Below are 11,677 nucleotides of genomic sequence, written 5' to 3'. Positions count from 1 at the left end.
TATGAAACACCTTTTCGTGATCCTTTCCCTTGTTGTCATCTCTACTTGGGGACATGCCCAACAAATCGATAGTTGTAGCTGCCAAGCCAATCTGAATGCCTTAATCCAAGTGGCCAAAAGTCGGTACGCGGGCTTTGAGGATAAGACGGCCAGTAAAGCCCTCAACCAATACAATCAACTACGCCAAAACCTAGAGCAGCAATCTCGACTTACTTCACCCAGCGCTTGCCTGACGATACTGGAAAAATATGTGGCCTTTTTCAAAGATGACCACTTTACCATTCACTACACTGACCAGGCAGCCGCTTCCCGAAGACCAGTTAAGGCCAAGGAGTCACCTGATCAGATCAACCGCTATTTGTTGGCCAACCAAGCGCGTTTAAGCCCAATCGAAGGCACCTGGCGCGATATTGATGATCTGTATTCAGTGACCATTTGCCGTGACCAGAAAGACCCGAATCACTATACCGGTAGTATTGCCAGCACGAAGGTGACCAACTGGCAAGCCGGGTTGGTCAAGTTTAGCTTAAAACAGATGCCATCAAAACGATTTGAGGCTGTCTACTACTTCCGGGATTTTACCCCCGCCAACTATACTGCTTCTGTACAGGGGGACATTATTAAGTTTTCCGGCTTTGGTGGACATTGGATCCGAACAGTTGCCAAGTTTGACGAGTCGGCTCAACTAGCCCGAACCGTTAATTTATTGACCCAACAAAGGCAGCTTCCTAACTTGAGTTTCAAGTTCATTGACGCCAATTTTTGTTATCTGAAACTAAACTCGTTTCAAGTGGCTGATTCAGCCTTCAACACGGTATTGCTTCAACACCAGCAGGCCATTAGTCGGACGCCCCATTTGATCATTGATTTACGGGGTAATGCAGGTGGGTGTTGTAGCCTAGATTCCTGGGGGGAATTCATCCGGTTGATCTACACGCAACCCATTATTGATGCAGGTGTTACCGAGAAGGTAGATGGCAAACTCATCAGCTATCCCGGACGCACCGTTCGACGAGATAGTGTAGCCAAGATGCCTCAGCAGATCGCTTTACTGATTGATAGTGGTGGGGCTAGTAGTGCGGAATTACTGCTCGAATATGCCCGGCAAAGCCAGAAGGTAACCTTGTTTGGCAGTCCGACGAGTGGCACAATGGACTACGGGACTGTACGCCCCTATCGTCTAGGTTGTGGTCTTTACGAAGGGTATGTGGCCACCGTGCGATCAGACTGGACGTTGCACGGCAAGATTGATGAAACGGGATACCAGCCTGATGTGGTGATTGGTGATGATCAATTCGACTGGGTACGGGTAGTCATCGATTATTATGCGGGGAAACCTGTCCTCAAGAACCGGTAGTATTCAAAGTCTTCACAATAGTAAGCTTTGTAAAGCGACTTGACTGTTTCAGCAGTCACATTGAACAGGCCCGTCTCGTCAAACGCCCCATTTAAGAAGCAGACATATGAACGCTCGTTCGTCTCCATCTAGGGAGGTTCTCTAACTCACCGTGGCTGTTGCACAACTCAAAACGATTACCTTTTAAACCATTCCTTAATGGTTTTGGGCCGCGTTGCCAAGTAGCTATAACCGATCCCCAGTAGCACAAGCAGAATAAGACCAATGAACCAGCCTGCTCGTCGACCATGAGCGTGGGTGGCAAAGGTTCCCATTAAGATGGTCCATCCCCAAGCCAAGACCATACTGATGGTTAGCAGTATTTTAATGAGTTTAGCCATCTACCTGGTTGGGTTTACTTGTTGGGCGTTCTGGAGTCCTTACTAAGTTGAAAACGGAATTAACTAAATCTTACTCGTCCAGGTTGTCTTTTTTTACTCCAGTCGGAAAAGCCTATGAGCCAATAGCGTTGTGCAACAGCCAGGCCCATTTCTTGAAGCAGATGTATGAAGACTCTGTCGTCTCAAGCAGGAGCGTTTTTATAATACGATTCTTGTTGAAGAACTGTTAACTTCAGGCCATAGTATACGAAGTCCCGTCTTGGTAATATCCTTCGTTACCGGGCAGGAACCTCTGGCATAATCGTGCCGGAGAACTGCCTATAATCGGCCTGCTTTCCCACTTGGGCGTGCCGTAGAAGCTATAGATCATCTTCGTTGGTCAAACAGCGCGAACTAATCAGGAGAAACAATTGGAAAATTCGGGGGAATTTTATCGGTTCTAAACCAGCCTTTTTTACTGCCAGAGCGAACAGGATGGTTAGGCTTCCATATTCGTTGAAAAACAAACGTGGTCAAGAGCATCGCACTAAAGGGGGCCACCATATAAATCCAATAATAGTGAAAATTTAAGGCGCCAGCCGCTGTTCCCAAGGAACGGGCTGGATTCGTACTCATGCCCGAAAAAGGTGCTTCAAAAATGATGTAAAGCATAATCAAGCCCACACCAAATGAACTGCTGAGCTTGTGAAATTTTTTAGAATGCAGCGATAGTAGCGAGACGAATATTAGTAGACTCGATATACTAAATTCGGCTAGGAAGGCAACGGGCCAACCGCCCATTTCAGGCCTTGGCGCACTTAGATTATAATTGACATCAGGATGGGAATACCACTTCTCCAGCAACTGGTAAAAAATGAACCCCCAACTAATGGCGCCGGTACATTGAAATAAAATGTACCATATCGTGTCAACAGTGGAAATTTTACCCAAATAGCGATATGATAGCGTAATGGCTGGATTAATAAGTGAGCCCGATTTTTTGCCAGCCGGGTTATAGTTGATGATTAGCAGCACAAGCCCCATAATAACGGCCTGAACGGTTCGACGCACTAGTTTCGATTCACCCAAAAATTGACGAACCGGCGAATCGGGATGGTGCAACAAAACGGCTGTACAACACGAGCCGATCATAAATAATGAGACCCCCATTGCTTCCGCCATATAATTTGGCCAATGCTGTACAAAGGCCCGACGCAGATTGGTGGTGAACGAATCGGACATAGGCTACTTTATATTTACCACTTAACCAGAGAGCAAAGCAAATGAACCGCTACTGGCCTGGCTAGCAAATTACGTTAAAGGGGTTTACGCTGGTCGCAATGAGTTCGTTGCCTTTTTCATCCTTAATTTGTATCTAGTAAACACCTTTCCGTTTAGCAAGTTGCTTAATCGCCCTCTGTACCTCCCTTTTTCTGAATGGAAGTGAGCTTACGTTGACTCATCGTGTAATTGCCGCCAGCCATCGAATCCAGCCATTCTTTCACCCAATGAATTTTGGTAGTTTTCCTAGCTTATCGGATACGTCAGTTCGTTAAATGGATTAATCGTTTAACGGAATGTGCTGGAGAATGTTAGTTTGTCCAGTTTCAATTTTTTTACTTTAACAATTATTGTCTCTTCCTTAGCTGAAGCATGAGAGATTTTTGCTTCGAGAGGTTTTTGTTGACAACTCGGAGTCGCCAGTGCGGGCAAAATTCTATGGCATCAAACCGCTCCAGGGGTCTGGCCTATTGGCAGACCGAGAGATGTCTGGTTTGAATATCTACTAATTCAATTTCACTATAAAGAGCGTTTTAAGAGAACCTATAGGATCTATAAACCAGAAGCAACCTTTGTAACTTCATCACTCCACTGGTGAATTGTCTGTCCTATTCGGTCTTAATGGAGCGAGTTCCGATAGTCTTTCGGTGTGTACCCAACATGCTGCTTAAAAAGTCGGGGGTATTTAAAGCCCAGTTCATACGCAATTTCACTAACGGAAGCCGGCTCGCTTAGCAATTTTTCTTTCGCCAGATCAATCACTTTTAGCTGAATATATTCCAGCGTAGTTTTCCCGTTTCCCTTTTGACCAAGTCACCAAAATAGTTAGGTGATAAATGCAGTTGATCGGCACAATAACTCACCGTCGGTAAGCCGTCGGTTTGCGGTTTGTCCGAACTAAAGTAGGTTGTTAGCAACGCTTCGAATCGTTCCAGTGTGTCATGGTTGGCATCCCCAAGCGATATAAACTGACGATCATAAAAACGCCGACAATAGTTCAAAAACAACTCGATGTTGGCCGCTATCAACAGTTTGCTATGCTTGTCTACGCCTTGTTCCAATTCGTACTGGATCTTGGCAAAACAATCCAACACAAGCCGTCTTTCTTTTTCGGACAGGTGCAAGGCTTCCCTAGTTTGGTAGGAGAAGAACGTGTACTCATCGATATGTTTACCCAGTGATGTCCCTCTAATCAGGTCAGGGTGAAATAATAAAGCGTAGCCCTGTGGCTTGTAATCGGCATTAATGTCCACGTTGATCACCTACCCTGGAGCCACGAAGACCAGTGTCCGGTCCTGATAATCATACGTATGCCGCCCATATTTCATATCCCCGCATTTCACGTCTTTTAAGTACACTGCATAAAAGCCGAAGTTCATTCGAGACGCATAAATTCCGGGTACCCGACCGCTAAAGTCGATTACGCTTACCAGTGGATGCAAATTTTCCTGCTGATAAAAGGCATCATGTTCACTGACGGTGTCAATTCTCAAGATAGTATCCATCGACTTGTGGGGTTAAAACGGCTACAAAATTACTCGTTCTCTCACCTCAGCCATATCCTCTAGCGGTAATCAGTGAAATTGGTAGGTATATCCGTAACCTGTATAAAAATGGATGCTTGGCAGGGTAAGACCTTTGTTATGTAAAAACGAGGAAGCGAAGACACACTTAGTTCATCTCGTCGCTTTACCATGTAAACAAGGATTCAGATATGGAAAACTGGAAAAATAAAGTCGCCCTGGTGACAGGCGCAGCTTCCGATATTGGGCTGGTAACCGCCGAAGCATTTGCCGAGGCCGGTGCTTCAGTCGCCTTAGCCGATTGGGATGAACCAGCGGTTCAGGCTGCGGCTGGCAAACTGGCGGCTGAAGGGTATAACACAGTAGCCATCGTTTGTGACGTGTCGGACGATCAGCAGGTCGAAGTGATGATTCAAAAAACGGTAACCGCGTTCGGACGGTTGGATGCGGCCTTCAATAACGCAGGGGTACAAAACGAATTAGCTGGAGCTGCCGACCAGACACGAGAAGACTTTGACCGAGTGACAGGAGTCAACCTAAGGGGCGTCTTGAGCTGTATGAAATTCGAGTTGCAGCAGATGCGTCAGCAGGGGAATGGTGCGATTGTCAATTGCTCGTCCATTGGGGGCATATTAGGCGGTGCCCAGCGGGGAACCTATCATGCGGCCAAACATGGTGTCATCGGTCTAACGAAAAGCGCAGCTTTGGAATATGCTCCACAGGGTATTCGGATTAACTCCGTTTGCCCAGGGCTCATTCAAACGGCCATGGCCGATAACATGATTGCTGGTGGTCAAAAAGAAGCCCTGGATGCTATGTTGCAAGCCGTACCGGTCGGTCGGCTGGGTCGTCCGGAAGAAATTTCGTTGGCCGTTGTCTTTCTATGTAGTGATGCGGCCAGCCTAATCGTCGGGCATACGTTGGTTATCGATGGTGGCTATAGTATTCAATGAGCAGCAGGCTTCGCTACACGCCTATCAACTCGTACAACGATATGAAATTGATCATCTTACTCAGCGCCTTATTACTCCTGGGAAACCTACGCGCTCATGCCCAATCAACGGAGAAAACCTCAGCCGTTCAAACGGCTATTTTTCCAAAAGGCGATAAAGCCCCATCGGAAAACTTCACGGGAACGATATGGGTCAGATCATTAGTGCCGGATGAGGCCACGTATAACTGCGTGGTGAGCAGCGTTACATTTGAAGACGGTGCCCGAAGCAACCGCTCGGCGGTCCGATGGCATACCCATCCAGCCGGACAACTCCTGCTGATCACCGACGGTACAGGCTATTATCAGGAACGAGGAAAACCCATTCAGCTCATGCACAAGGGGGATGGGTTTAAATGCCCACCGAACACCGAGCATTGGCATGGGCGTCGCTTGGCAGCATGATGAGCCACCTATCAATCATTCCCAACTCGGAAAAAGGCATTGCCGTATGGCTCAAATCAATAACCGATCAGGAATATAACAAGCTCAAATGATCGCTTAATGAAGCTGTCTAGACGATTGTACCAATTTATAAGCCCAATGAAAAAACAGCGACGATTTGGCAGCCTGACTCAAGTGGTTTTAGCAGCCGTTTCCATCTGGCTCATCACGAGTCGATCTCTACCGGCGCAGAATGACCGGAGCTGGTCGGTCTACAAAGGAGACGAGAAGAGCGTAAACTACTCGCCCCTAACCCAACTGACTGTTGATAATGTGAGCAGTTTGAAACCCGCCTGGACATTTGCCATGCATGACAGGCCCGCCGGTTCGCCCCCCGGCACCAGTGAGTGCAATCCCATTGTGGTTGATGGGGTCATGTACGCCACCTCCGCCCAGCAGGGAGCCTATGCCATCGATGCGGCCAGCGGCAAAGAAGTCTGGTCGTTTGATCCGATCCAGGGCAAGACTACCGGCGAAGTCAACCGGGGACTGACCTATTGGGAAAATGGTGATGACAAGCGCATCCTGACCTCGGCTAATAATTTCCTCTATGCGCTGGATGCCAAAACGGGCAAGCCCATTGCCAGCTTTGGTAACAACGGGAAAGTGGACTTGAAAGTGGGACTTCGCGATGATCCAAAGGAAGGTTTTTATGTCTCTCTGACCACACCCGGTGGCATTTACAAGAATTTGATCATTATTGGTTGCCGAACGCCGGATACGTACGGTTCACAGCCTGGCTTTATCCGGGCCTACGACTGCACGAGCGGTCAATTAGTCTGGACGTTCCATACGGTTCCCTATCCCGGCGAGCTGGGTTATGACACCTGGCCTAAAGACGCTTACAAAGTAGCTGGTGGGGCCAATAACTGGGCTGGGTTGAGCATTGACAGCCAGCGGGGGATGGCGTTTGTGGCCTTGGGCTCAGCGTCCTACGACTTCTGGGGGGCAGAACGAAAAGGCAATAACCTATACGCCAATTGTGTGGTGGCGCTCAACGCGGCCACCGGCAAACACATCTGGCATTTTCAAACGGTGCATCATGACCTGTGGGACTACGATCTGCCAGCCCCGCCTGCTCTGGTAACAATCACTAAGAATGGGAAACCGATTGACGCGGTAGCCCAAATTACCAAACAAGGCTTCGTGTTTGTTTTTAATCGGGAAACGGGTGAATCCTTATTTCCCATTGAAGAACGAAACGTGCCCCAATCGCAGCTACCGGGCGAAGTGTCCTCGCCCACCCAACCGTTTCCCCTGAAGCCCAAACCCTTTGCGAAACAGTTGATTACGGAAGCGGACTTGTCTACTTATTCGGCGGCTGATCATGATTCCTTGGTGAAGCAATTCCGGTCGATGCGCTATACAGGGCTGTATTCACCACCTGATCTAACCGGAACGATCCAGTTTCCTGGTACGAGAGGGGGCGTGGAATGGGGCGGAGCTGCCTTTGATGCGGCCAGTAACCTACTCTATGTAAAGTCGAATAATGCCCCGGATCTGATCACGATTAAGAAAGGGACTATGCATGGGGCCGTTGAACAAGTTCAGCTGTCCGCTAGCCAGTTGGCAACCCCCAGCCGAAGCGCCAGAGATGACCAGTATGTCAACAGTACGGGTTACAAAACGTGGAAAGACCCCAGCGGCAACCCGGCCATCACGCCCCCCTGGGGCACCTTGAGCGCGATTGACTTGGCCACCGGGGAGTACGCCTGGCAGATGCCCTTGGGCAACGATCCGACCCACCAAAAGCCCGGCGCACCGGAAACGGGGCAAGAAGGTAAAGCCGGGCCGGTGGTTACGGCGGGCGGCCTGCTGTTCATTAGCGGTGCGGCTGACAATCAACTGCGAGCTATCGATAAAAAGACGGGCAAGCTGCTCTGGAAGACGACCTTACCGGCGTTAGCCAATGCCACCGTCTGCACCTATCAGGCTAAAGGCAGGCAATACGTGGCCCTATCCGTCGGCGGAGATACCGCCAATCCGGCTGGCTACATTATGGCCTTTGCGTTACCTTAACAGCATCCTGTCAGTAGCCATTCAGCGATGAACAGGAAGTTAATCCTTCACCGAATGGCTATTCGCTTTAGTAACTAGTCGGCGATGAAACCCCTTCAGGTATGCACAAAACAAGATTTGTACCCCTATTCTTGACTCTTATTTTACCGATTTTTGCTGGGGCTCAGTCCATCGAGCTTCAGCTTGTTTGGGAAACGGATACAACGCTACGCACAGCTGAAAGCGTTTTGTTTCACCCAAGCCAACAGGTGTTGTATGTATCCTGCATCAATGGGTCGGCAAGCCGGGAAAATAAGAACAGCTATATCGCCAAAGTAGGCCTGGATGGAAAGGTGGTACAGTTAAAGTTTGTCGATAAGCTAAACGTCACCAAAGGTATGGCTCTCCTAGGGGATAAACTGTACGTGACGGAGATAACGCAGGTTACCGAAATTGATCTAATTACGGGCAACGTCCTGAATCGATATCCGGTTCCGAATGCTACGTTCCTCAATGACATTGCCGTTGATTCAACCAAGCAGGTGCTCTACGTTACTGACTCGAAGGAAAGTAAAATGTGGTCACTAGCCAATGGAAAGGTTCAGCTTATTTCAGCCGGTGGTCTGCTCAAGGGCACCAATGGTCTTTTGGTTGATGGTCATCAAGTCCTGATTGGTCATGGTGATGGGGCGTTACTAGGGCTGAATCCGGCGACAAAGGAAATCCATACGATGGCTAACGTGATGGGCACATCGAGTAATGATGGGATTGTGGCGTTGGGGAACGGAACCTACCTGATTAACGAGGTAGCCGGGAAAGTATGGTACGTTGGGGCAACTGGGACCACTGATTTAAAGCTGGATCTCACTAGTCAGCAAATCAAAACGGCTGATACCGATTATAATCCAGGAACCCGTATGCTGTTTATTCCTACTCTGTTTCATAATACCGTGAGAGCGTACTCGGTGAGATAGATGACTGTAAAATCAGGACGATACAAACGGTTAGTGTTCTTCAGGACGGATCACTATAATTCGGCTCCATAAAACGCCAATTTTTAGCGCGTTTTATGGAGCCGAATTTGTTTCAACAAATGTTGATTTCAGTCCATAAACGTCAACAAGATTCTTATCCAGGCAGATAGACGATGAATGTTGTCCCCTGGCCAGGTTGACTGGTAGCCGTGATGGCACCTCCGTGATTCCTCACTACTTTTTCGCAGATCGCTAGCCCAATGCCCGTGCCCGTAAACTCGTTCTTGCTGTGCAGCCGCTGAAAGACCTGAAAGATACGATCCAGATACTTCTCCTCGAAGCCTACGCCATTATCCATTACGTCAATTCGGTGATACTGAGCCGTTAGACGATCCGGCTTTACGCCAAGTGGTAAGTCGGTAGCATTGATCAAGGTTGCTCGTATAGCAATCAGGGGGGGCGTATCCACCCGGCGAAACTTCAAGGCATTGCTCAGCAGGTTCTGAAAGAGCTGCTCAAGTTGAGTTTCGTCACCCGACACGGTCGGTAAGCTACCCACCTGAATCTGAGCCGCTACATCCTGAATGGTCCAGTCTAGCGTTATGAGCACTTCAGCAACAACCCGCTGAAGCGAGACCGGTCCGGAGCCATCCCGCTGGGTAGCGATGCGCGAAAACGTCAGCAAGTCACGAATTAAGGTAGACATGCGAGCCGCTGCCGTCTGCATTCGCTCCAAGTACTTCATTCCTTCGCCTAATTGGTCTCCGTGCTGACTTTGTAACAGATCGCCAAACTGTTGTATCTTGCGCAAAGGCTCCTGAAGGTCGTGACTAGCGATATAGGCGAATTGTTCCAGGTTGTCGTTGGAGCGGCTAAGATTTAAATTTGATTCGCTCAACGCCGAGTTAACGGCGGTAGTGTTCTCATTGCTGGCCATCAGCTCTTCGTTGCTGGCCGCCAGTTCTTCATTGACAGCTGCCAGCTCCTGGGTCCGCTGCTGGACCTGCTCTTCCAGATGAGCCGACAAAAGACGGTAGCGCCCCTCACTTTCTTCCAGCGACTGCCGGGCTAGCTCTAACTCCGTTACCTCGGCGGCCGTATTCATCACCCCATACACCTGCCCGCTGGCATCGAAGAGCGGGGTAAAGTTGTAATTAAAATAGTAAGGCACTAAAGCGCCCTCATGTTCAATCATCACCCGCTGCGTGCCACTGGCAAAGGGCACTCCCGAATCATAGACGCCAAGGAGCTGCTTAAAGATTTGCTGGTCTGCCAGTTCGGGCAAGAGCTCCAGGTAGGATTTGCCAATGACATCGGGGCCTTTCCCAAAGACGTCAATGATGGCCTGATTGGCAAAGCGAATCAACATCTGCCGACCCGTATAGACCCCAATGGGGAAGGGCGCGCTTTCCACCATACTGCGCAATTGATTGGTGGCTTCTTCCAGTTGTTGACGAGCCATAAACTGTTCGGTGACATCAATGGCCACGCTGAGAATACCGTACGGCTCGCCGGCTGAATTGCGCAGGGGTTTATAGGTGAAGTCAAAATAATGCTGGCTTCGCTCCCCGTTTATGTCTAATTCCCCGGGCATGGCCCGGGCCTGGTGAGTAAGGCCGGAAGCAAACACTTGATTAAGTACTTGTAAATACGGTTGAGCGCCCAATTCAGGTACCGCCTGCACGGCCGGTTGACCCACAATGGTAGCCCCCTTACCCAGCATGTCAATCATAGCCTGGTTAGCAAGGGCAATGATGTGATCGGGGCCAACCAGCAGCATAGTCGCCACGGGTGCTTCCTCAATCAGCGCCCGGAAACGGGCTTCGCTCTCGGCTGAAGCCAGTCGTAATTGACTCTGAGTCTGCGCTTCGGCACGGCTCTGCTGTTCACTGTGTAGGAGGGCTTTCAAGTCTTGATTGGCTTTGCGTAGTACCAGTAGGTTGACTACCTGCCGGGCTAGGATGGCCAGCGCGTCAATTTGCTCGGTAGTGAGCTGACGGGGTCGTTGATCCAATACACAAAGGGAACCTAAGGCAAAACCGTCTGGATCAACTAAGGGGAGGCCCGCATAAAACACAATGTGGGGCTGCTGGTTCACGGATGGATTGTGGGCAAAGCGATCATCAAGCCGGGCATCCTCGACAATCAAGGGGTTGAGTGGATCTAGAATCGTGTGGGCACAAAAGGATTCTTCGATCGGCGAATTGCCCAGGCTCAACCCCAAATTAGCTTTGACCCACTGGCGCGTCTCATCCACGAAATTGATCTGAGCGATGGGTGTCTGACAGATTTGAGCCGCTAACTGGATGATGCCGTCATAGTCGGCTTCGGTATCTGAATCCAGGATGTGGTAACTATGTAATACGTCAATTCGATTCCTACCGAGCGGTTGGGCCGGACTGTCATTCATGAGGATACAGATAAAAAGAGACTAACGGTACTATCTAGCCAGAAGCCACTTATCGGGTACCGAGTGAGATACTTTTTGGTATCATAACAGTCAGGGTCGAGTGGTTGGTTGTAAAATTAGTTAAGAATTCCTCTATTTACAGCTCGGTCGGGACTTGATTGCTTTGCTGCTCATTTCGGCAGAACTGGATGTATTAAAAAAAAGTACTGCAGCAGCGGCCACCGTGGCGCGGCCGCACAAACCCTCGTAGCCCGAAAACTATCATCTCAAATAAACGCCCCTTTTTTGAAAATTCTTTACCACATCTATAGCGCAGTATACGCTTTAAGTCAACTGTATG

Annotated in this window: 10 protein-coding genes; 5 read left to right on the top strand and 5 right to left on the bottom strand. The window is 49.2% G+C overall.

Features of this window, described 5'->3' with window-relative positions:
• The first annotated feature begins 1 nt into the window (after position 1).
• The gene (locus tag GK091_RS24430) at positions 2-1,357 is read left to right on the top strand and encodes a S41 family peptidase (RefSeq protein WP_164043176.1); all 1,356 of its coding nucleotides are present in this window, start codon (positions 2-4) and stop codon (positions 1,355-1,357) included.
• 773 nt (positions 1,358-2,130) lie between these two features.
• Here GK091_RS24430 and GK091_RS24425 read toward each other — a convergent pair.
• From GK091_RS24425 to GK091_RS30095, 4 genes are all read right to left on the bottom strand, one after another.
• The gene (locus tag GK091_RS24425; protein ID WP_164043174.1) at positions 2,131-2,958 is read right to left on the bottom strand and encodes an MIP/aquaporin family protein; all 828 of its coding nucleotides are present in this window, start codon (positions 2,956-2,958) and stop codon (positions 2,131-2,133) included.
• 657 nt (positions 2,959-3,615) lie between these two features.
• Complete coding sequence (locus GK091_RS30105) at positions 3,616-3,759, bottom strand: helix-turn-helix domain-containing protein (protein ID WP_394351891.1); 144 nt, start codon at positions 3,757-3,759, stop codon at positions 3,616-3,618.
• 2 nt (positions 3,760-3,761) lie between these two features.
• Positions 3,762-4,250, bottom strand: a complete 489-nt coding sequence (locus tag GK091_RS30100; protein ID WP_394351890.1) for a helix-turn-helix domain-containing protein — start codon at positions 4,248-4,250, stop codon at positions 3,762-3,764.
• Between the two features lie 9 nt (positions 4,251-4,259).
• Entirely contained in the window at positions 4,260-4,502 is a 243-nt protein-coding gene (locus GK091_RS30095; protein WP_394351889.1) for a hypothetical protein, read from the bottom strand.
• A gap of 209 nt (positions 4,503-4,711) precedes the next feature.
• On the opposite strand from GK091_RS30095, the gene GK091_RS24415 reads away from it, so the two are divergent.
• The 4 genes from GK091_RS24415 to GK091_RS24400 all read left to right on the top strand — a co-directional run bounded on the left by GK091_RS24415 (position 4,712) and on the right by GK091_RS24400 (position 8,927).
• Positions 4,712-5,473 carry an SDR family NAD(P)-dependent oxidoreductase gene (locus tag GK091_RS24415; protein WP_164043172.1) on the top strand — a complete coding sequence of 254 codons (762 nt, stop codon included), beginning with the start codon at positions 4,712-4,714 and terminating at the stop codon, positions 5,471-5,473.
• A gap of 41 nt (positions 5,474-5,514) precedes the next feature.
• Positions 5,515-5,916 (top strand): cupin domain-containing protein, encoded by a 402-nt coding sequence (locus tag GK091_RS24410; RefSeq protein ID WP_246202395.1) that lies wholly within the window; start codon positions 5,515-5,517, stop codon positions 5,914-5,916.
• A gap of 138 nt (positions 5,917-6,054) precedes the next feature.
• Positions 6,055-7,974 (top strand): pyrroloquinoline quinone-dependent dehydrogenase, encoded by a 1,920-nt coding sequence (locus tag GK091_RS24405; RefSeq protein WP_164043170.1) that lies wholly within the window; start codon positions 6,055-6,057, stop codon positions 7,972-7,974.
• 101 nt (positions 7,975-8,075) lie between these two features.
• Positions 8,076-8,927, top strand: a complete 852-nt coding sequence (locus GK091_RS24400; RefSeq protein WP_164043167.1) for an SMP-30/gluconolactonase/LRE family protein — start codon at positions 8,076-8,078, stop codon at positions 8,925-8,927.
• A 154-nt stretch (positions 8,928-9,081) separates the two neighbouring features.
• Here GK091_RS24400 and GK091_RS24395 read toward each other — a convergent pair whose 3' ends face one another.
• The gene (locus tag GK091_RS24395) at positions 9,082-11,337 is read right to left on the bottom strand and encodes an ATP-binding protein (protein ID WP_164043165.1); all 2,256 of its coding nucleotides are present in this window, start codon (positions 11,335-11,337) and stop codon (positions 9,082-9,084) included.
• Positions 11,338-11,677 lie beyond the last annotated feature (340 nt).

It is taken from the genome of Spirosoma agri (genome assembly GCF_010747415.1).
In the GTDB taxonomy this organism is placed as follows: domain Bacteria; phylum Bacteroidota; class Bacteroidia; order Cytophagales; family Spirosomataceae; genus Spirosoma; species Spirosoma agri.
The sequence above is the reverse complement of the archived record's forward strand: the minus strand, read 5'-3'. Positions and strand labels throughout refer to the sequence as shown.